Annotated in this window: 17 protein-coding genes and 1 riboswitch; of the genes, 6 read left to right on the top strand and 11 right to left on the bottom strand. The window is 47.1% G+C overall.

Annotated features, from left to right (window positions below; all coding sequences use genetic code 11):
- Positions 1-92: 92 nt before the first annotated feature.
- From DXT99_RS24960 to DXT99_RS24935, 6 genes are all read right to left on the bottom strand, one after another.
- A complete protein-coding gene (locus tag DXT99_RS24960) occupies positions 93-308 on the bottom strand; it encodes a hypothetical protein (RefSeq protein WP_147294306.1) in 216 nt (71 codons plus the stop codon).
- 139 nt (positions 309-447) lie between these two features.
- Positions 448-1284 carry a hypothetical protein gene (locus DXT99_RS24955; protein WP_115568319.1) on the bottom strand — a complete coding sequence of 279 codons (837 nt, stop codon included), beginning with the start codon at positions 1282-1284 and terminating at the stop codon, positions 448-450.
- A 142-nt stretch (positions 1285-1426) separates the two neighbouring features.
- Positions 1427-1984 (bottom strand): alpha-ribazole phosphatase, encoded by a 558-nt coding sequence (gene cobC / locus DXT99_RS24950; protein ID WP_115568318.1) that lies wholly within the window; start codon positions 1982-1984, stop codon positions 1427-1429.
- The gene (locus DXT99_RS24945) at positions 1969-2757 is read right to left on the bottom strand and encodes an adenosylcobinamide-GDP ribazoletransferase (protein WP_115568317.1); all 789 of its coding nucleotides are present in this window, start codon (positions 2755-2757) and stop codon (positions 1969-1971) included. Before DXT99_RS24945 ends, cobC begins: the two co-directional genes overlap by 16 nt.
- A gap of 1 nt (position 2758) precedes the next feature.
- Complete coding sequence (gene cobT / locus DXT99_RS27900; protein ID WP_220273450.1) at positions 2759-4453, bottom strand: nicotinate-nucleotide--dimethylbenzimidazole phosphoribosyltransferase; 1695 nt, start codon at positions 4451-4453, stop codon at positions 2759-2761.
- A 50-nt stretch (positions 4454-4503) separates the two neighbouring features.
- Positions 4504-5016 (bottom strand): bifunctional adenosylcobinamide kinase/adenosylcobinamide-phosphate guanylyltransferase, encoded by a 513-nt coding sequence (locus tag DXT99_RS24935; protein WP_115568323.1) that lies wholly within the window; start codon positions 5014-5016, stop codon positions 4504-4506.
- Positions 5017-5275: 259 nt separating this feature from the next.
- A riboswitch (cobalamin riboswitch) is annotated at positions 5276-5462 on the top strand.
- A 148-nt stretch (positions 5463-5610) separates the two neighbouring features.
- Here DXT99_RS24935 and DXT99_RS24930 point away from each other — a divergent pair.
- From DXT99_RS24930 to DXT99_RS24905, 6 genes are all read left to right on the top strand, one after another.
- Positions 5611-5964, top strand: a complete 354-nt coding sequence (locus DXT99_RS24930) for a (2Fe-2S) ferredoxin domain-containing protein (protein WP_115568316.1) — start codon at positions 5611-5613, stop codon at positions 5962-5964.
- Positions 5965-5967: 3 nt separating this feature from the next.
- Entirely contained in the window at positions 5968-6621 is a 654-nt protein-coding gene (locus tag DXT99_RS24925) for a hypothetical protein (protein WP_115568315.1), read from the top strand.
- 130 nt (positions 6622-6751) lie between these two features.
- Positions 6752-11047, top strand: a complete 4296-nt coding sequence (gene cobN, locus DXT99_RS24920; RefSeq protein WP_115568314.1) for a cobaltochelatase subunit CobN — start codon at positions 6752-6754, stop codon at positions 11045-11047.
- A gap of 59 nt (positions 11048-11106) precedes the next feature.
- The gene (locus DXT99_RS24915; RefSeq protein WP_115568313.1) at positions 11107-13092 is read left to right on the top strand and encodes a putative cobaltochelatase; all 1986 of its coding nucleotides are present in this window, start codon (positions 11107-11109) and stop codon (positions 13090-13092) included.
- 149 nt (positions 13093-13241) lie between these two features.
- Positions 13242-14006 carry a uroporphyrinogen-III C-methyltransferase gene (gene cobA, locus DXT99_RS24910; RefSeq protein ID WP_115568312.1) on the top strand — a complete coding sequence of 255 codons (765 nt, stop codon included), beginning with the start codon at positions 13242-13244 and terminating at the stop codon, positions 14004-14006.
- A 45-nt stretch (positions 14007-14051) separates the two neighbouring features.
- The gene (locus DXT99_RS24905) at positions 14052-14993 is read left to right on the top strand and encodes a sirohydrochlorin chelatase (protein WP_115568311.1); all 942 of its coding nucleotides are present in this window, start codon (positions 14052-14054) and stop codon (positions 14991-14993) included.
- A 31-nt stretch (positions 14994-15024) separates the two neighbouring features.
- On the opposite strand, the gene DXT99_RS24900 is transcribed toward DXT99_RS24905, so the two are convergent.
- Genes DXT99_RS24900 through cobM form a run of 5 tightly spaced genes read right to left on the bottom strand, consistent with a single transcriptional unit; the run spans position 15025 to position 20751 of the window.
- On the bottom strand, positions 15025-16323 hold the full coding sequence (locus DXT99_RS24900; protein WP_115568310.1) for a cobyrinate a,c-diamide synthase: 1299 nt from the start codon (positions 16321-16323) through the stop codon (positions 15025-15027).
- 43 nt (positions 16324-16366) lie between these two features.
- Positions 16367-17077 (bottom strand): cytochrome c biogenesis protein CcdA, encoded by a 711-nt coding sequence (locus DXT99_RS24895; protein WP_115568309.1) that lies wholly within the window; start codon positions 17075-17077, stop codon positions 16367-16369.
- On the bottom strand, positions 17074-18168 hold the full coding sequence (locus DXT99_RS24890; protein ID WP_115568308.1) for a cobalt-precorrin-5B (C(1))-methyltransferase: 1095 nt from the start codon (positions 18166-18168) through the stop codon (positions 17074-17076). The genes DXT99_RS24895 and DXT99_RS24890 overlap by 4 nt, the downstream gene beginning before the upstream one ends.
- Positions 18161-18898: a precorrin-6A/cobalt-precorrin-6A reductase gene (locus tag DXT99_RS24885; RefSeq protein ID WP_115568307.1), complete on the bottom strand. Its 738-nt coding sequence runs from the start codon at positions 18896-18898 to the stop codon at positions 18161-18163. The genes DXT99_RS24890 and DXT99_RS24885 overlap by 8 nt, the downstream gene beginning before the upstream one ends.
- Positions 18895-20751 carry a precorrin-4 C(11)-methyltransferase gene (gene cobM, locus DXT99_RS24880; protein ID WP_220273449.1) on the bottom strand — a complete coding sequence of 619 codons (1857 nt, stop codon included), beginning with the start codon at positions 20749-20751 and terminating at the stop codon, positions 18895-18897. The genes DXT99_RS24885 and cobM overlap by 4 nt, the downstream gene beginning before the upstream one ends.
- Positions 20752-20754 lie beyond the last annotated feature (3 nt).

Raw genomic sequence — 20754 nt, 5'->3', positions numbered from 1 at the left:
CATCGAGATCTTCTACAACAGAGAAAGACTCCATTCAAGTCTGGGATACCGTACACCCAAACAAATGGAAGAAATGTTAAACATTTAGCAGCTTAATCCTTTGTCCAATTTATTGTTGCAAGTTCAGTAATAGCATCATCGCGGTAACCGACAGTGGCATAGGGCTGCCCGATAGTTTGTTGAACCAGTATCCCATCGGCGAGGATATGGTTGCCGGCACTCCCAATGCCCTGCCTTTGCAGTGTCTGGGCTTTGCTCTGGCTGCTGAAAGCAACAAAAGCGATCACAAGGGCAAGGCAGAGTTTCATTATGGGTAACTCTTTAATCATATGTTATTCGGTTAGGAGGAGGTAGTTGAAAGCATGTGTTGGGGAGTTCCTTGGCAGGCTTTCATAGCGCTAGCAGGAGCTCCCCTTGAAACACATCAGGTTACATGGTGGTAGTGGTTTATCTTCCACCTGGAGCCGGAACAGAAACTCCGACAGAGCCTGCTGTATGGCCGCTCCTGTTTCTGGAGCTGTTCATGAAGTTCTCTATGGCAGTGTTGAGTCCTGTCATAGCCTGCTCAGGGGTAAGTGCCTGGGAGTACTCCAGGGCGGCACCGCCTGACCTTCCGTCAAATACACCGTCGGAGAAATCCTCTGACATGTCCTGCACCAGCGTCAGAAGCTGCTCGGCAGAAATGTTGCTTTCCTTGATTGCCTGCGACAGGCCTGCCTGCACGGCACCGTATTTAACCTGTGCCATGGCCTTGCCAGTAGCGGCCTGGGAAAGGTCGGCAGGTATGTCACTGGCAATGTCAATGCCTGTAAGGCCGAAGGCCGCTGCCACCTCCTGGTTTGCGTTCGCGATGGCAGTCTCGATGCCTGCGGCCGCGTGTGCGTCCACGTGCTGTGCGGCGATGGTCGTCAGGGCCGTAACGGCAGCGGTTCTGTCATTTTTATCCAGTGTGATAACTGCTCTCAGCTCCCTGTTCTCCAGAGAGACTGCGGTTCCTGTCGCCTCATCGCTGTAGCTGCCCTGGGTTACGACAATTTCAGCAGGCCCTCTGTAACTGGTCTCAACGCTGAAGCTTCCTTTGGCGTCCGTGGCAGTGGAGGCTACCAAAGTGCCCCGCTCTCCATTGGCGCTGTACTCGTAGATGTCCACTCTGGCAGAGCCTACATAGCCCTTCACGGCCGCGCCGCTGACGGTGGAGCTTTCCATTGTTGCGTCAGACTCCTTGTCGCAGGAAACCAGTGCGCACATCCCGAGGGCAATGGCCAAAAGTTGAATGTTCTTCATAATACTTACCTGTTTATAATTATAGATTAATTTAAATATAGAGGTAATTGTATTATTCTTTTATGAAGAAATCATGAAGAATGGTGGAAAAGGATTAACTTTAATAGGATAATTAAAAGAACTTGTGTAAATCGTATCGATGCTATAACACCGTTATTTCCTCTTTCCTGCCGGATAGGTGCGGGCGCACTAAAATTACATCACTCAAACCTACCTTGATTTCGAAGGAAGATTGCAGTGCCATATTTCTGACAGCAGCAAGGATGATGCGGATCACCCCTCCATGCGTCACAACAGCTGCTTTGGCGGGGGAAAGCCGGAGCAACCCTTCCCAGAAGTGCATGACCCGCTTCTGCATTGCCAGCATGCTTTCTCCCTCCGGAGGGCAAACATGTACAAAGTCCTGCATCCAGGGGGCCGACTCTTGCTGATCAACTGTGTCCCATGTTTTACCCTCCCAGCGGCCAAAGTTGACCTCATAAAGCCGCTCGTCAGTTCTATAGTTTTTTGAAATATGGTCAGCCAACTGTGTGCAGCGGGTAGAAGGGCTGGAGTATACAACATCTAATTCTGATGGGAGCTTTTTCAGAATCTTTTCTCTCTCCTCTACAAATGTATCGGCTAAGGCCACATCCGTTCGCCCATAGATCATGCCTATGGCTACAGCCGGTGTTGTATGGCGAATCAGGTAAATTTCCATAGCACGATGAATGTCAGGTAAATAAGGACTTCGCAAACCTGTTGTGTGGCTCCAAGGCTGTCCCCGGTGTACCCGCCAATCCACTTGGTGAAATAGCGGCCCAGGTATAGCTTTAGGAGGTACAGTGGTAGCAGGACTGTGATCAGGAGTGGTTTACCCGTAAAATACAGAAGGGTAAGAAGTGGTATAAAAGCCAGTGCAGCCCCAATGAAAAAGTTGTGTTTCTCTCCCCCCTGGGCAACAGGTTTTACTTTACTGTCTTCGGAAAGGCGAACGTAGGTGTGCGTAAAAAGGAAGGTAGATGCCACAAAGCGGCTGAGTGCGTGGGCCGTCATGAATAAAAGAAGGAGCACAAGCGGCTGCATGCTGTTGCTGACCATCTGCTGCAGCGAAAAAAATTTAACGGCAAGTATGAGTATCAGCCCGACCACACCATAGGTGCCGACGCGGCTGTCTTTCATGATTTCCAGAATCCGTTCTTTTGTCCACCCACCGCCGAAGCCGTCGCAGGCATCGGCAAAACCATCCTCATGAAAAGCGCCTGTCAGCAGAATGGAACCAGCCATGGACAGTATAATGCCCAGTGCAGTGCCAAACAGGTAGGAGGCAGCAAGAAAAAGGAGGCCTGCAAAAAAACCTATTAACCAGCCTATAAAAGGGAAGTAACGTGTTGCCTGGTGAAGATAGCTCTCCTGATAAACTACCCAGCCGGGGCAGGGGATACGGGTATAGTACATTAGCGCTGTAAAGAATATGCTTATCTCCCGTTTCATGTCAGGCTTTGTTGCTTACACCGGCACGCTCAAAGCTGGCCATTTCATTTAAAAAAGCAGTCGCGCTTTTCAGGAGAGGGAAAGCTACGGCACATCCTGTCCCTTCCCCTAAGCGCATGCCCAGTTGAAGTAGTGGATTAACCCCTAACGTCTGAAGCAAGAGCCTGTGTCCTGCTTCATCGGACTGATGACAGAAAACAGCATTTTCTTTCACTTTCGGTTCAATTTTATAGGCACACAGAAAAGCGACACTGGAAATGAAACCATCTATCAGCAGCAGCATATCCTTTCTTTTTGCCTGCAGCATAGCGCCAGCCATCTGTAAAATTTCGAAGCCTCCAAAATGCGCCAGGATAGCGAAACTATCCTGCTCCCCCTGATAATTTTCGATCGCCTGTTTCAGTAGCTGCTGCTTTTTCTCAAGCTTCTCCTTTACGACACCGGTACCTTTGCCGATACACTGCTCAATAGGGATGTGGCACAGCAGGCTCATTAAAACGGCTGCGGTAGAGGTGTTCCCGATGCCCATCTCGCCAAACCCTATGGTGTTACACCCGGTCTGGTAGATGCTGGTTGTGACTTCACTGCCTTTCTGCAGGCAGGTGTGCACCTGGTTTCGTGTCATGGCCGGGCCATGTAAAAAGGAATGGGTACCCCTTCCCATTTTATGATGGAGGATGGGCAGGTTGGGGGGGAAGTCATAATTAACACCTGCATCCACTATGCTGAGTGTAATGTGGTGTTGCTGACAGAAGGCATTGATAGCAGCGCCGCCTTCAATGAAGTTCTTCACCATCTGGCTGGTCACTTCCTGGGGGTAGGCACTTACCCCATGTTGTGCAATGCCATGGTCAGCAGCGAACACCACCAGGTGGGGGTGTTTTACTTCAGGAGCAGTCGTGTTGAAGACTTTTCCTATTTGCAGGGCGAGGTCTTCCAATACTCCCAATGCCCCTGTCGGCTTTGTTTTATGGTCGATGATGTACTGCAGCCGTTCAGCCAGGAGTTCATTTTGCGGTGCATGAAGGTGTGGCGGTTCAAAGGCAGGAGTGACGGGTAGGTGCACTTTTTCTACTTCCATGACAGATGGGGCAGCGGACTTTTGTTTCCAGCCTTGCTGCTGGAGCATAGGTTGCTTGTCGTAGTCTGTAGCTGGCTTGCCAACACAGAAATAACTCAGCGGCTCAATGTCCTCGGGTAGCCCCAGCAAGTTTTTGAACTCGTAGTAGTCCAATATAGATACCCACCCCATCGAATAGCCCTGCTCCGTTAACGACAGCCATATATTCTGCACGGCACATACGGCGCTGAACCTGATGGTATCGTTACTGGCAACGGTGCCGATGGTAAAGGAATTCAGCACAGAGCGGTCATAGCAGACCACCAGCCCAAGGGGAGCGTCCACAATGGCTTCCAGTTTCAAAACGGCATAGGCCGTTTTCTGTGCCTCATCCTCGATTTGGTCAGCGGCTTTCCGGTTATACTTTTGGAATAGTTTCTTTATCTCCTGCTTTACCTCCTTACTTTTAACAACATAATACCTCGTAGCATCAGTCAGTCCAACTGAAGGAGCCATATGGCCAGCCCGTAGGGCTCTCTCTAACACCTCATCCGGTACAACCTCATCTGTGAAATGGCGTGTATCACGCCTAGCGGCTAATATTTCTTCTAGTTGTATAAGTTGTGGTGTCTGCACAGTAATGCTGGTAAAAGATAATAAAAATGGGCGGTAAAGCCGGTAAAAATTCAAAGTTGTTTCTTAAGATACAAAGGCAGTCCGGAAACTATAAAGATCGCTTCTTCTGCCACCGAGGCTACGTATTGGTTGGCCCAGCCTTGTAAGTCTGTGAACTTGCGGCCAACAGCCGTGTCGGCATGCAAACCCATTCCAAGTTCGTTGGAAATAATAATAAAAGTAGCATCTAAGTTGATAAGGTTACTTATTTCCTGTTGAAACATATGTAATGACTTTTCTAAATCATTGTCACAGTCCATAAAGAAATTGGTGAGCCATAAAGTGACGCAATCTATTACTACTACACGTCCCTGCAGGGGAAGTTGGTGCAAGTCTTTATATGCTTCGTAATTTGTCCATTCGGATCCCCTTTCTGCCTTGTGCCTGTTTACCCGCTCCTGAAAATCCTGATCCCAAATTTTTGCTGTGGCAAGATATACAGGCGCAGTACTTAATTTAAGAGCCATGTCCTGGGCAAAACGACTTTTCCCGCTGCGGGCTCCTCCGGTTATAAATACAATCATCTTTATAATTGATGGGGTAAATAAACCAGTTTCCTGGCCGAAAACGTCACAATTTACAACTTTATACCCGCTGAACAGGAATCTATAATCCTTGAGGTGAAAAAATTTGATCCCTCTGGTTTCCAAACCGGGATGATTGCACCTGAAATCTAAATTAATTGTGAATTTCAGATGCAACTTTTTGGTGCACTACGTTCTGACTAATAAACTTTTTGCTTTACTATTCCATCTGTAGTTAGTATGCCTCCGGTTTTATTTTATATTTTTGCAATGTATTGGTTTCCCGGGAGGGAATTAATAGGGAATCCGGTGTGAGTCCGGAACAGTTCCCGCTGCTGTAATCTCTTTAGTGCTTTGTTATTCCTCTAGCCACTGTCTGTACACCGGACGGGAAGGCCCGACAAAGTAGAGTAAGTCAGAAGACCTGCCCATACATACAATATCCAACACCTTCGGGTAAAAGGTTTGGGATAGTTAAACCGTGTTCCCTTTAACTATTTTATTGTATTAAATCTTCTTTCTGCGTCTACAGAAGGCGAATGCTTTCTATAGGATGTGGAAGGGATACTGTGTTTACTAACAATAATAAAAGCTATGGGTAAGGATCTGGCCAAAGTAGAGAAGATAATTTTTATGTGTAGCGGTTCTGCGTGCACGAAAAGGGGAGGAGCAGAGAGTATCTTATCTTTGAGAAGTTGTATCAAGGCCCTTGGCTTAAAGGAGCAGGTGCATACTATCAAAGCTGTATGTACCGACCAGTGTGAAAGTGGCCCCATCATGTTTGTTTACCCTGATGGCGTTTGGTATAAGGATGTAGATGTAAGCAGGGCTGTGCACCTTGTCTCCAACCACATTCTAAAGGGCCAGGTCCTGGATGGTATTCTTTATAGAGAAGGAGATGCTGCAATACAGCCCGTGCATATCTCTGCTGACAATATACAGGATTAAGCTATGGTTGCTCCTATACTAATCCAGTCTTTTGTGCTTGGCATGCAGCATTCCTTTGAGCCGGACCACGTGGCTGCTGTATCAGTGCTTACTTCTGAGAAAGACAGTAATGCAAAGCTGCGTAACGTGATGTGGAAGTCAAGCCAGTGGGCATTGGGGCACTCTATTACCCTGATTTTGCTGAGCATCGGGGCATTGCTTCTTAAGTCAGCCCTGCCCTTCAGCATCAGTACTGTAGCAGAATGGGCTATAGGGCCAATGATGATTTGGATTGGCATAAGTTCCTTGCTTCTTGCTTATAAACCGAATGTGCCTCGGGTAATACCTCTGGTAAATGCTGAAAAAAAGAAATCTATAATAAGCCGTTCTTTGGGAATAGGTATGTTACATGGCATGGCAGGAACAGGTGGTGCCTGTACGGTGGCGCTTACTGTGGCTGCTGATAATAGCTACACTGCCATATGGATTATCATCCTTCAGTCCGCAGGAATTTTACTGACCATGACGGCTTATGGTTACCTCCTTTCCTTGTCGTTCTCCCATATTGTGAAGCGAAGCAGGTTCTTTTTCAGGTATATTATTTCCGGAGCCGGTGTTTTCTCGATTTCTATTGGGTTGTGGGTACTGGCAGAGCAGGTTATGGCGATACGGTATTAGACTTTCTGATATTCAGGGATGTTGCTGATAGTTCCATAGTTCTTTATAAGAATTGATGGCTAAAGCGATAATGACTGTTAATCAGTCATGCAAATTTTATAGATCTTAAAAGGGAGGCAATAGAGGCCAAATGAGAGAGATAAAGCGCCAGCGGGTAATCAGAGCCGATGGGAAAGCCATTAACCTGGTGCAACGCCGGGGACATCTGTCATACTGCTACAATGCTTGCTGCTGTGGCAGAGTTGACAGGGGCTATGCTCCTGTACCAGTAGATTTATATAAAAGTGAATGGCTGCAACGCAAGCTTCGGAATGTGGTGCACATGACCAAAGGCGGCTGCCTGGGGCCATGCACGCTGGCTAACGTTGTTACCTTACTCTTTGACGGTAATTCTGTCTGGTTCCACTCTATAAACAGTGAATGGCAGGTAAAAGCCATATTTGACTACATTGAAATCATGATTGCGGCTGATGGCTTTCTGGTGCCACCAGCAGAGCTGAGCGAGTATGTTTTTCAGTTCTATACCTGGAAAGGTTCTGAAACTGCAACTCTATCAGGAGAGGTTGCTGCACCAGATGGCGGGATTGTCTTTCTCACACACGCCGATACAGATCTGCTTACGCTTCACAACACCCTGAAGCTGTTGCCCGAAGATTTCCCCAAAACAATGGGTATTAATCTGCTGGCTGTAAAAAGCGAGGCCCACATGGCGCAGTTACTGGATAGGGAAATTGCAGCTGCTCAGATTATCATTCTCCGTATTCTGGGGCGCCCAAGCAGCATACCAGGTTTCAGTGAATTAGTGCGCCGTGCTAAAGCTCAGGGGCAGCACTTGATCGTGTTAAGCGGTTCCGGGGAATTGAATCCTGAATTTGCAGCCACTTCTACGGTGTCACCCGCCATACTGCACGAGACATTAGCCTACCTGCAGGCCAGTGGCCACATCAATTTAGTGTCCCTCCTGCACTTTCTGTCTGATCATCTGCTCATGACAGGTTTTGGGTATGAGGCACCCATTATTTTACCGGATCATGGTATTTATCATCCTGACCTGCCTGAAAACGCAAGCATACAGGACTGGGTAAAAAGGCATAACCCTGCTTATCCCACAGTGGGTATGACCTTTTACCGCGCCCACTGGATCAGTGGCAATACTGCTTTTGTAGATTCCCTGGTCAGGGCTTTAGAAGATAAAGAGCTGAATGTACTGCCTGTTTATACGGCCTCCCTGAAAGCAACAGACCCTGATTCCGGGTGGCCTTATGCTTTTCGGTTCTTCAGAGAAGAAGAGGAAGGGATTAGAATAGATACGCTGGTCAATACGGTTTCTTTTTCTATGCGTGATGGGAGTGTGGATAGCACAGGTATGTCAGGAGATAAGGTGTTAAGCCAATTGGATGTTCCCATTCTCCAGGCTATAACAAGTGGCATGGGGCGGGGGCCCTGGGAATCATCCAGCAGGGGATTAAATCCGCTGGACACTGCCATGAACGTAGCAATTCCTGAATTTGACGGACGCATTATCACAGTGCCTGTTTCTTTTAAAGAGAAAGGCCGGGAAGCGAAAGGATACGAACCGCAGGAAGACCGGATTGAACGCGTTGCCGGCCTGGCTGCTCGCTTTGCCCGATTACGACATTTGCCCAACCCTGAAAAGCGGATTGCTTTTATTTTTACCAACTCCAGTAGCAAAGCTTCTCAGATAGGGAATGCCGTAGGCCTGGATGCACCAGCCTCTTTGTTAACTATACTGCATGCTATGCAGGCGGAGGGTTATCATATAGAGGATCTTCCTATTTCAGGTACTGAGCTTATTCATACCCTGATCAATCGTTGTTCCTACGATGAAACATACCTGACACCGGAACAGCTGGATAATGCCGTAGGCAGAGTGGCCTTCGACAAGTACGTGGACTGGTTTTCTCAGCTTCCGGAAGCTTTACAGCAAAAAATGCAGAAGCAATGGGGGCCACCGCCGGGAGAAACATACGTACACAACGGGCACATTTCACTTGCTGGGCTTGAATTAGGGAACGTAATGGTAGTCCTGCAACCGCCCCGTGGCTATGGCATGGATCCTGATGCCATTTACCACCAGCCTGACTTACCACCCACGCATCATTATTACGCCTTGTACCGCTGGCTTCGCGATGACTGGGGTGCCGACGCCATTGTGCATGTAGGAAAACACGGCACGTTGGAATGGTTGCCGGGAAAAGGTATTGGACTTTCAAAGAACTGTTTCCCGGATGCTTTTCTTGGAGACATGCCTTTGTTTTACCCCTTTATCATCAATGATCCCGGTGAAGGTTCTCAGGCTAAGCGCCGGGCGCATGCTGTGGTGGTTGACCATCTTACGCCGCCTATGACCTCTGCGGACAGTTACGGTGAGCTGGCGCAGCTTACACAGCTGGTGGATGAGTATTACCAGGTAGAAACTTTGGATCCCACTAAGCTTCCGTTGCTGCAAAGGCAGATATGGGACCTGATCAAGCAAACGAATTTAGATAAAGACCTTGCTGTTATGCTGCAGCGTGACCACGGGGACCACAAGCACGACTGGGACGAAGAAATGACACCCGAGGGTGTTCCTGTGAGTTTGGCCGAAATGGATGGTAAGGACATAGCGCATTTAATTGAAGATATTGACGGATATCTGTGTGAACTGGGAGCGGCTCAGATACGGCATGGACTGCATATATTAGGAGAGGCACCAGCCGGAGATGCTTTAATCGATATGCTCCAGTCACTGACCAGGCTTGCCAATATAGATGTGCCGGGCCTGCAGACAGCCATAGCTTCTCTGTTCGGATTTGATATAAATGAGTTGCTGAGTTACAAAGGGCAGCGTCTTGATGTCTTGCCTGCCCATTTCATTACATTAGCCGGACGACCTTTGGTAACAGGAGCGGATGTTCTGGAAGTAATAGATGAACTGAGTAATCATTTATTTCGTGTTCTGCAAAAGTATAACTACAGCACAGACGCCATTCCTGAAGTACTACAGGAAACATTTGACATGGAATTGACCACACCCGGTCTTGACGCTGTACGGCAGGTGCTGGAATTTGTGTCTGGTAAAGTCTTGCCTAATCTGGCGCATACGTACGATGAGATAACAAATCTTTTGCATGGGTTATCAGGTGGTTACGTACCGGCCGGACCTAGTGGGGCACCTACCCGTGGGATGGCCCACATATTACCTACCGGGCGTAATTTCTATACGGTTGATCCCCGCGCCTTACCTTCGCAGGCAGCCTGGGAGGTAGGCCAACAACTCGCCCGTGAAGTACTGGAACGTCATTTAAAAGAAACAGGGCTTTACCCTGAAAACGTCGGCATCAGCATCTGGGGAACAAGTGCCATGCGAACGCATGGTGATGACGTGGCTGAAATTCTGGCTTTATTAGGAGTACGGCCCATCTGGCAAACAGAAAGCCGACGTGTGGTAAAGCTTGACGTAATTCCGTTGCAGGAGCTGGGAAGGCCCCGTATAGATGTCACCACGCGCATCAGCGGTTTTTTCAGGGATGCCTTTCCTCATTTGATAGAGCTGATAGATAATGCAGTACAATTAATTATTTCCCTGGATGAACCGGAAGAGGAGAACTTCGTTCGCAAGCATTATCTGAGAGATCTGGCTGAATTGCAGTCACAGGAAGACATGCCTATTGAAGAAGCTGAACAGCGGGCTGGGTTCAGGATCTTTGGGTCCCCTCCCGGCAGTTACGGAGCAGGCATATTACCACTGATACAGGAAAAGAACTGGCACTCAGATGCCGATTTTGCCCAAACTTACATTAACTGGGGTGGCTACGCTTACACAGGAAGTGTGAGTGGCGTAGAAGCGCGTAGCGAGTTTGCGCAGAGGCTGTCAGTAGTGGAAGTCGCGCTTCATAACCAGGACAACCGCGAGCACGATATCTTTGACAGTGACGATTACCTGCAATACCATGGCGGCATGATTGCCACCATCCGCAGCCTGACAGGGCAACAACCCAAAAATTATTTTGGTGATACACAGGATCCGTCGAGACCAATTGTGCGTGACCTGAAAGAAGAGGTTAACCGTGTATTCCGTACCAGGGTGGTGAACCCAAAATGGCTGGACGGCATTAAACGACATGGCTATAAAGGTGGGTTAGAGTTAACGGCTACTGTCGATTATATTTTCGGATATGACGCAACGGCGCATGTGGTGGACGATTGGATGTATGAAAAAGTAGCTGAAACCTATGCGCTGGATAAAGGAATGCAGGAGTTCTTTGCTGACAATAATCCCTGGGCCTTGCATGCTGTTGCCGAGCGTCTGTTAGAGGCTGCCCAACGGGGCATGTGGGAAACACCATCCCCTGCAATGCTTCAGGCATTGCAAGACGTTTACCTGAGCAGCGAAACAATGTTAGAAGCAAGAAATGAAGTTTAAGAGCCGGAGTGATTTAAATCATCAGCAGTAAGATTCCGGTTGTGTTTACATCTATCCATATGAACTATCCCTTTACAGCCATAGTAGGGCAGGAAAAACTAAAGGTAGCTTTGCTTCTATGTGCCATCAATCCCGGTATAGGAGGTGTGCTCATCCGGGGAGACAAGGGTACGGCAAAAAGTACGGCTGCGCGCGCTTTAGCAGAGGTAGCGCCCTCTATACCAAAAGTGGCTGATTGCCCTTTCAACTGTCCACCAGGCTCACCTTTACAAACATGTGAGGCTTGTCAGCAACCTGATTTACAGGTAATAGATACACAGGTCCCATTCATCAATCTCCCCTTGGGTGCTACGGAAGACCGTGTAATCGGAAGCCTTGATCTGGAAGGCGTATTGGCAGAACGGAAAAAGAAATTACAGCCAGGCCTTTTAGCTGCTGCGCACCAGGGTATTCTTTACATCGATGAAGTGAATTTATTATCCGATCATTTAGTAGATGTGCTTTTGGATGTGTCTGCTATGGGGTTAAACACCATACAGCGGGAAGGACTATCTGTGAGCCATCCTGCCAGGTTTACGTTGATTGGAACAATGAACCCGGAGGAAGGAAACCTTCGCCCGCAGTTTCTGGATAGGTTTGGAATGATGGTCGATGTTGAAGCGCCGCGGGATGTAAAAGAGAGGACAGAGGTCGTGCGCCGCCGGATTGCCTTTGAAACCAATCCGCAAAATTTCGTGGCAGAATGGACGGCGCAACAGGAGGCCTTGCAGCGGCAACTTATAGCTGCTAAAGAGTTGCTGCCTTCTGTTACCATGCCTGAAGGCTTGCTTACGCTTATCAGTCAGCTTTGTACAGAATTAGGAGTCACTAGCCTGCGGGCAGATATTGTGATGTATAAAACGGCGCTTACCCTGGCCGCTTTATACAAACGTTCCGAGGTTACTGCAGAAGACATTCGCCAGTCTGCCGAATTGGTTTTAGCACATCGGAAACGTAAAAGCCCATTTTCAGAGAGTAAAATAAAGGAAGATAGGCTGGAGGAGTTGATGCAACAGGCGACCTCAGATTCAAAAGATAAGCCTGAAAATACACCTGCCCCTCCATCAGAGAATAACAAGTCCTCTCAACCGGAAAGTAGCCCAGGGGCATCATCAGACGCAGAACCCTCTTCGCCTGACAAGGCCCAGGAGGAAGAGGAAAAACCACAGCAGGACGCGCCGGTAGAAGAGCAGGTCTTTGGAGCTGCTCCGGCAATGGCTTTACCCCATTTAGAGGTGGAGTCCATCAAAAAGCAAACATTGCAGGCATCTGCTGGCCGTAGAAGCCAGTCCAATAATTCTCAGCGAGGCTTGTATGTCCGTGCTGAACCAAACAAAGATGCGACGGACATAGCCATAGATGCGACCGTTTACCATGCCTTGTTGCGTGACCCAGAACAGTTAACTGTATCTCGGGACGACCTTCATCAGAAGGTACGTAAGGGCAAAGTGGGTAACCTTATCTTGTTTGTGGTGGATGCTTCCGGATCGATGGCGGCAAGCCGCCGCATGGAAGCCGTTAAAGGTACCGTACTTAGTCTTCTGACGGATGCTTACCAAAGACGGGATACGGTGGGTGTGATTTCTTTTAGAGGTATAGAAGCACAGGTGCTGCTCTACCCAACGAACAGTGTAGAGCTGGCTGAACAGGCCATGAGAAATTTACCAACGGGAGGGCGTACACCGCTTCCGCATGCAATGCAAACTACTATTCAGGTGTTAAGCAAGCTCAACCCAGAAGAAGATTTACAACCCTTGCTGGTCATCCTCAGCGATGGTAAAGCGAATGTAGCGCTGCCGGGTGGAGGAGATGCCTGGAGTCAAATCCGTCTTTTAGCCACACAGCTAAAAGATATGAACGTTTCCTCTTTGGTCTTGAACACAGAAAATGACTATCTGCAATTAGGTAAGGCCGGGGAGTTGGCTAAGCTATTGGGAGGACAGTACATATCTATTAATGAGCTTACTTCTGAAAGTTTAACCCCGCTGGTCAATAAATTGTTGTAGGGCCTTCTGTCAACAGTGGTAAGATAGGTACGCTTCATTAATCAAACCAGGTTGTATGTTTACTACACACGCTAACTCACTTTAAAAGGAGTTGAGATAGAGGGCAGTTTTGCAGTATAATACGCTTGTTTCTGTAATTTTAGGTCATCATGAATGCAAATAAAGTATTAATCATAGGAGCAGGACCTGGCGACGTAGAGCTTCTCACTATAAAAGCCTACAACTGCATCAAAAATGCAGAGGTGATTCTCTATGATAACCTTATTTCGGACGAAATATTAAGCCTGAATACAGAGGCTGAAAAAGTATATGCCGGAAGGAAATATGGGGATGCCACAAACCAGACAGACAGGCAGGAGCACATCAATCAATTGCTGGAGCAGTATTGGAGAAAAGGGAAAAATGTGGTACGGCTTAAGTCTGGGGACCCTTATATCTACGGCCGTGCTGCAGAGGAAGCCCGCTACCTACTGCAGAAGAATATCCCTTTCGAGGTAGTGCCTGGAATTTCCGCGGCCTTGGGGGCTGCCGGTTTGCTGAACATCCCGTTGACAGAGCGGCATAGATCGAATGCTGTGCTCATCTGTACGGCACATACTGCAGATTATTCATTTGAACAGTTGAATGGAATTGCGGCCATGTTAAAGGCGGGAAATACCATAGCATTATACATGGGCCTGAAAAGCCTAGAGAAGATAGTGGAAAAACTCATTGAAGTTTGTGAAGACGGTTCTATTCCGGTCAGTGCAGTGTCCAACGTGTCCAGATCAAACCAAATGATCATCAGTGCAACACTGGCTACTATACAGAAGAAAATAGAGCAAAGCGCTATTCAGATGCCGGTTGTGTTTTTGATCGGAGCTGCGCCCATAACAAATGATTCGGTTTTATCAGCAAAAAGCTCCCAAGTATAAGAACTACGCTACTATTTATAATTAAGAGGCATTTAAGAAGATACAATGATGAAGAAAGGAGTTTTGCTTTGCGGCCATGGCAGTAGAAAAACCGCGGCAGTAGATTCATTTAAAACGCTGGTTGAAATCCTGAAAGACCGCTACAAAAATGACTATGAAGTAGATTACGGTTTTCTGGAATTTAATCACCCCCTTTATGATGCAGCCGTTGAACGCATGTATGCGAAGGGTGTACGGACTATCTATGCCTTACCTGTTATTCTTTTTGCAGGAGCACACGCCAAGAATGATATTCCCTACGAACTGAATACGATCCAGACCTACTATGATGACCTGAACATCAAAATGGGAAGCCCTATAGGAGTTAACGCTTTTCTCCTGGACCTGGCTAAAAAGCGAATAGAGGAAACGGAAGCGTCCTTATCGCCCCTTGACCGCAAAGAAACATGCCTTGTTGTAGTAGGAAGAGGCACAACAGACCCTGATGCGAACAGCGATGTACAAAAGCTGATGAGCATGCTCTGGGAAGGCATGGGATTTGGATTTGCTACCACCGCTTACAGTGGCACTGCTTATCCTTCTGTCCGGGAATCTTTGCAGTTAGTTGATAAATTAGGCTTTAAAAGAACGATCGTCATTCCGTTCTTTTTCTTCACCGGCATTCTGCTTGACAGGATATACGCAACAGTAGATGAACAGAACAACACATCATCCGCTGAGTATGTTTATACCGCTCCGTTCGGAACAGACGAGTTGATGTTGAAGGCTTTTGATGAACGCTTGGAGCAGGCGATTAACGGAGTGGGGAATATGAACTGCCAACTCTGTAAATACCGTAAGCAGATCATCGGTTTTGAGCAGGAGCAGGGGCAGGAGCAGGTGGGCCATCACCTGAATGTAAAAGGTATCCTTTTCGAGGAAGATGAAAAAGTAGGAGAGAAGAAGAACACGCTGGGTAGTAAGTTGAAGAAGGTATTGGGTATCTGAAAACGCAGAGCCTTGTATCTCTCAGGGGAGGTTATGCCAGGTGATCCAAGATTTGCTCTAACTGATTGCCTTCAGCCCAATAAAAATGTATGTAGCTGGCTATGACATTTTTATAGCGGTACAATCTGGTGTTTACTTCTATGCCACTTGCTGAATATACTTGAGCTACAGCAGGTGGTTCCTGATGATGTATAAGGGAAGAATAGCGAAATTCATGACCTGAGAGATTGAGCTTGTCAAAGGAAACCATCCGGTATCCTAAAGTAAGCTTCTTGTTTTCCATAGACGTACTGAAATCAAAGACTCCAGTCATTGCATAAGTGCCTCCCTGCTCGTTAGTTATGCTTTTGCCCAGATACATCATACCGCCGCACTCGGCTATTATCTTTCCTCCCTTTGCTGCGAAGGCCGCGATCGCTTCCTTCATGACTTTGTTACCGGAAAGAGCCTCTAGGTGCAGCTCCGGATAGCCACCGGCAAGGTACAGGATATCAGCTTCGGGCAAAGTGGTATCACGAAGCGGGCTAAACCATATAATCTCACCTAAGTCTTCGAATTTCTTTAAGTTCTGAAAATAAGTGAAGGAAAAGACTTCGTCTCGGGCAACTGCTATCCTGTATTTTTTTTGCAGAGTTGTTTTACGAGGCTTTGTTGCTACTGCTATATCTTTTCCACAGCTCAAGAGCTGTTCAACAGCAATATGAGCTTCCACATGCTTGGCAGCCCTATCAATTGTATGTTCAAAGCTGTCTTCTATAAACAAGCCCAGGTGCCGCGATGGTATTTTAATTTCCTCGTTGGGAGGCAGATACCCTAGCGCTTTAAGGCCCACATCCTCACATGCTTCTTTCAAAAAAGTATAGTGTGATTCGGTTCTGACGAAGTTGAAGACAACACCGGCAATCTTCACCTTTGGGTCGAACGTTTTCAGGCCGTGGAGGATGGGTGCAACGGAATAGGCCATAGAGCTGGCATTCATGACGAGGATAACAGGCAGGTCCAGTAATTTTGCTATTTCAGCCGAGCTTCCCTTCCCTTTGACAGCCCCATCAAACAAGCCCATCACACCCTCTACTATAGCCACATCAGCCCTTGAGGTATAGTCAGTAAAAAGCTCCTGGACATGTTCTTCCGACATCATGACGGTATCCAGGTTGATACTGGGAGTCCCAGCTGCCCTGCTGTGGTGCAGGGTGTCTATATAGTCAGGACCGCATTTGAAAGGCTGAACATTTAAACCCTGGCCTTTAAACAGGCGGCACAAAGCCAGGGTAAAGGTTGTTTTACCTGAGTTGCTCCAAGGTGCTGCTATCACAAACGCTTTTGCCATTTGTCTCGGGAAAACTGGTTCAGAATATTTAGGCAGTACTTAGTTAGAATGCACTATAAATCCACACCAGCCCAACAAGGATAGAAGCCAGTCCCGCCAGTCCGTTCATCCATTTAAAGATGATCATGTTACGCTCTATAAATCTGCTCATTGTGGAAATCAGCACATAGCTATAAACACCCATGGCCAGAATAATTCCGGCAGACTCTATTACCAGTATCATGATAGCTTCACTGATGGTGGAGGCACTAATCACCAGGGCAGAGGTTAGCACACCGCCTGTACCGGCTAGTCCATGGAGCATACCGATCCAAAAGGAGCGGTTCAGAGGGTTCATAGCAATTTCTTCTCCACCTTTGCCATGAAGGTGGATGGGGTTGCTGTTTAAATGATCATGTTCCTCTAGCTTCTTATGGTCACGCATCATTTCATTTAGCTTATGGTTTCTTTTTATTGCCTGCATTCCCAACAAGATCATAATAGGGCCTACAGCAAGTTCGGCCCAATAAGAAATATCTTCGACTATTGTTTGTACAGTGGATTTAAAGAGCAGGGCAATCATCCCAAAAAGCAATAGCGTGACGGAATGTCCCATAGCCCATTGAGATGCTCTGAATATAACAGAGAAGGATGTTTTTCTTTTTTTTATAGCGTTGTCGGCTGCTAATACCGACACCGCCGTAACATGATCAGGTTCGAAGGAGTGTAATACACCTGCCAATAGTGGGCGACTGATACTAATTATGTTTATCATCTTGTGTATTTTATGTAGGCTCCGTCTTTGTTGATAAGGTAAAGAACCAGGTCAACATTCGGAGCTATATGCAAGCTTTTTTCCAAGCAGGATTCCAACAGTGCCTGGTAAAATTTCTCCGTGGAAGTAAAATTAAATAATTCCGTTAATCTTCCTGCCATGTTCAGCTCTAAAACCTGGTTTAAAACAGCTTCAGGATAATGATTTGATTTTGCCAATTGATAGATAAACTCCTTATTCCATGAATTCTTACTGCTGTGGGTGTCTAACTGGCCTTCTGCCAATTTAACAGCTTTACCAAGCATAATCCCCATGTAAACTTTTCTGACAGGGCTTTCTGCAATCTTTTGAAGGGTTTCCCCAATCCAGTTACCGTAATGGACAAAGGCAAATTCAGGAAGATGCGGAAACAAGGCTTTTAAGAATTTCTCACTTCTTGCCCCTGAGTTTATGACAAGTTCGTCTGTACCATTAGCCAGGGCTACATCGATACCCTGCCTGATGCTAGCGATGTAGGAGGAAGCTGAAAAGGGGGTGACAATGCCTGTGGTTCCTAAAATGGATATTCCCCCCACTATACCCAAGCGTTCATTAAGCGTCCTTTTAGCTATTTTAGCGCCATCTTCGACAAAAATGGTCACATCAATGCCTTTGTGCTCTAAGCCATGTTCCGATAAAACCTTTCTACAGGCATTCTTAATCATTTGGCGCGGAACAGGATTGATGGCCGGCTCACCCACACCTATTTCCAGGCCTGGTAAGGTTACCACCCCAACTCCTTCACCCTGAAGGAATCTTATTTCCCCTGATTCATTCAGTCTCACAGTAGCGCCTATGATGGCGCCATGTGTCACATCAGGATCATCTCCCGCATCCTTTTTGATCGTACAGCTGCTTTCGCTCAGGCTTATGTGGCAGGAAACTATATCAAACTCTACGCTCGTGCCAGCAGGTAGCATAATAGACACTTGCTTCACTTCTTTTTGTGTGATCAAGGCTTGCAAGGCGGCTTTACTACAGGCTGTGGCACATGCACCTGTGGTGAATCCCGTCCTAAGAGGCCCGTCCGGTATTTCCTGAAGCTCACTCATGTTGGAACAAGTGAAGTAATTCCTGCTGGCTGTGTACAAGCTTGTAAGCCCGGGGAAGTTCGGGCTTCTCTATAACCAGAATGGGAATATGACAGGCGATGGCTGCCTCTATCTTGGAATCGAGCTTACCATTCAAACCACTTTCCTTTGTCAGGATCAAATCCGGGTTAAGCTTCTGGAAGAGCGTGACTTCTTCCTCTTTTTCCTGCGGCAGACCAAAAAGTAAATAGTCGGCAGGGAAACTGTGGCGGCTGGCAAAATCCTTTGAATACTGCCTGTCCAGTATTCTGAACCAGCAGCGATGCTTTTGCCAGAAGCTTCTCAGGTGGGGTATAGACTGTACGCCACTTAGGGCCAGCATAGAGGTGAAGCCACTGTTTTCTGTCCATGCTAGAGCCTCTGAATAATCTTTTATATAATGGACCAGCTCATGCTGTGCTCTTTCCGGAAATCCTCTTTCATAGCGGATTTTGGGGATATTCAGAGAAGCAGCGGCAACAGTATGGTGCAGTTCATGCGCAAAAGGGTGGCAGGCATTGATGATGCAGGAAATCCGGTTGGTAAAACAAAAGCACTCTAAGCCTTCCTTGTTAAGGGCACCAAACCGGGATACTCCTTTACCTTCAAACTTAACTTCCGTTCTGGTAGAGTAGATATAAGGCATGCCTGCTGCTTCGAGGCAGCAGGCAACCTCTTTCGCCTCTGTTGTACCACCTAAGAGCAGAATCATTTTCCAGCTACCATTGATTTTCCTTTCTTCCGGAAGATATGATACCAGTTATCACCATAAAGCCAGGAACGGTTCTTGCGTGCACCTACCGCTTCACCCACTATAATCAGAACCGTTCTGGTTAACTTGTTCTGGTCGATGATGCTGCTAAGCTCACTCAATTTACCTGTCCATACTTTTTCGTCTTTCCAACTGACCCTGTACAGGACAGCAAGAGGGGTGTCTTCCGGGTAGTGTTGCAGCAGTTGGCCTTCTACCTTTTTCGCTATCCCTGCGCTTAGGAAAATGCACATCGTAGCGCGAAGTTTAGCCATGTCCTCAATCTTCTCATGTTCCGGCATAGGTGTGTTGCCTTCCCCGCGGGTGAGAATGATGGTTTGTGCTACCTCAGGTACAGTAAACTCTGATTTAAGGTAAGCGGCCGCAGCCTGGAAAGAGGAAATGCCAGGAACAATAAAGTAATCATAGTTCTTTTCGTCAAACAGGGTCATTTGCTCCTGTATGGCCCCATAAATGGCAGGATCTCCAGAATGAAGTCTTACTATTAATTTACCCTGCTCATAAAATTCATCAATGATTTCAATTTGCTCTTCCAGTGTCATTGAAGCTGAATTTCGGACAAGGGCACCTGGCTTAGCGAAATGTGTGAGTTCTTCAGGTACAAGGCTACCTGCATACAAAATACAGTCTGCCGTTTCCAAGAGTTCTTTTCCCTGCAGCGTAATGTATTCCGGTGCTCCGGGTCCTGCACCCACAATGGCAATCTGCCCTTTACGCTCAAACTTGTTTATAAGGCTGATGGCATAGGTGAACTTCTTGCCGGAAGAGACTTCTGCTTTGGTTTTCTCAATCAGCCAGAAAGGGTTTTTTGCCTGTAATGCCGCAGCACTCTCAGACACTCCTTCAATTCCGATTTTATCTAGTACCACAGCTGAAGGATTCGCCAGATGTACCTGGCTCAGTTCTTCGGTAGTGAAGGTGTTGAATTCCCACCCGTACTTCTCCGCTACTGCCAGATAAGCTTTCTCCTCTCGCTTTATATCAACTGAAGCCAACGCCGCAATGCTTTGATAAGAGATACCCTCTTGTTTCAGGTGCAGCAGTAAGGCCTCCTCAAAAAGCGCAGGTTCAATCTCTTTCGAGCAACCGCTGCCCACCACAAGGCATCTAGGGTGAAAAGAAAGATTCGGAACAGTGGTAGCAAGCAACTCATAGCCAACATAAATGATAAGTTCATAGCTGTCCTGAACCACATCCTGCAGGTTATAATAAATGTCTACAAAATGAGGTTTGGTTTTCTCAAGATAGGCAGTGCCGGCAACTTTTACCTTTAGCACAAGTGCTGTAGGCCTATTATTTATAAAAAGCGAGATAAGCTGGTTGAGAGGAAAATCTGAAACTGCTGTCCAGTTAAACTTCTCTGCCAATAAGTCCAGCGCCCAAATGTTCTGCAGATCACTGGCCGTGGTGATAACAGCTTGTGCCTGAAAGATACGGCTTAACTTTTCTGCCACGGCATTTGCTCCGCCTACATGGCCGCTCAACACAGCTTGTGCAAATTTTCCTTGCTCATCCATGTTTACAACTGCCGGGTCTGACTTTTTATCCTGAATAAAGGGGGCAATGCTGCGTACGCAGATGCCAAGGGCACCCACAAAGATCCATGTATCGTAGGTATGGAATTTCTTTTCCAATAAATCAGCTACATTCCCGATTTTGAGAATATCTTTTGTAAACTCCGTTTCCCGGGTCGTAAATAACTTACTACGGTAAAATTCTTTCTGAATGGTTCTACCAATAGATAAACCATTATCTGTAAAGGCCACAATGGCTACTTTCTGTATCTCTGACATTTT

Source organism: Pontibacter diazotrophicus (assembly GCF_003367245.1).
GTDB classification, from domain to species: Bacteria; Bacteroidota; Bacteroidia; order Cytophagales; family Hymenobacteraceae; genus Pontibacter; species Pontibacter diazotrophicus.
This window is presented reverse-complemented; position numbering and strand designations above follow the sequence as displayed.

Excerpts from the sequence above, each read along its gene's own strand:
- DXT99_RS24935 (WP_115568323.1), bottom strand. The coding sequence starts at position 5,016 with ATGATTGTATTTATAACCGGAGGAGCCCGCAGCGGGAAAAGTCGTTTT.
- DXT99_RS24915 (WP_115568313.1), top strand. The coding sequence starts at position 11,107 with ATGAACTATCCCTTTACAGCCATAGTAGGGCAGGAAAAACTAAAGGTA.
- DXT99_RS24925 (WP_115568315.1), top strand. The coding sequence starts at position 5,968 with ATGGTTGCTCCTATACTAATCCAGTCTTTTGTGCTTGGCATGCAGCAT.
- DXT99_RS24895 (WP_115568309.1), bottom strand. The coding sequence starts at position 17,077 with ATGATAAACATAATTAGTATCAGTCGCCCACTATTGGCAGGTGTATTA.
- DXT99_RS24900 (WP_115568310.1), bottom strand. The coding sequence starts at position 16,323 with ATGGCAAAAGCGTTTGTGATAGCAGCACCTTGGAGCAACTCAGGTAAA.
- cobM (WP_220273449.1), bottom strand. The coding sequence starts at position 20,751 with ATGTCAGAGATACAGAAAGTAGCCATTGTGGCCTTTACAGATAATGGT.
- DXT99_RS24905 (WP_115568311.1), top strand. The coding sequence starts at position 14,052 with ATGATGAAGAAAGGAGTTTTGCTTTGCGGCCATGGCAGTAGAAAAACC.
- cobA (WP_115568312.1), top strand. The coding sequence starts at position 13,242 with ATGAATGCAAATAAAGTATTAATCATAGGAGCAGGACCTGGCGACGTA.
- cobN (WP_115568314.1), top strand. The coding sequence starts at position 6,752 with ATGAGAGAGATAAAGCGCCAGCGGGTAATCAGAGCCGATGGGAAAGCC.
- DXT99_RS24955 (WP_115568319.1), bottom strand. The coding sequence starts at position 1,284 with ATGAAGAACATTCAACTTTTGGCCATTGCCCTCGGGATGTGCGCACTG.
- DXT99_RS24930 (WP_115568316.1), top strand. The coding sequence starts at position 5,611 with ATGGGTAAGGATCTGGCCAAAGTAGAGAAGATAATTTTTATGTGTAGC.
- DXT99_RS24945 (WP_115568317.1), bottom strand. The coding sequence starts at position 2,757 with ATGAAACGGGAGATAAGCATATTCTTTACAGCGCTAATGTACTATACC.
- DXT99_RS24960 (WP_147294306.1), bottom strand. The coding sequence starts at position 308 with ATGAAACTCTGCCTTGCCCTTGTGATCGCTTTTGTTGCTTTCAGCAGC.
- DXT99_RS24890 (WP_115568308.1), bottom strand. The coding sequence starts at position 18,168 with ATGAGTGAGCTTCAGGAAATACCGGACGGGCCTCTTAGGACGGGATTC.
- DXT99_RS24885 (WP_115568307.1), bottom strand. The coding sequence starts at position 18,898 with ATGATTCTGCTCTTAGGTGGTACAACAGAGGCGAAAGAGGTTGCCTGC.
- cobC (WP_115568318.1), bottom strand. The coding sequence starts at position 1,984 with ATGGAAATTTACCTGATTCGCCATACAACACCGGCTGTAGCCATAGGC.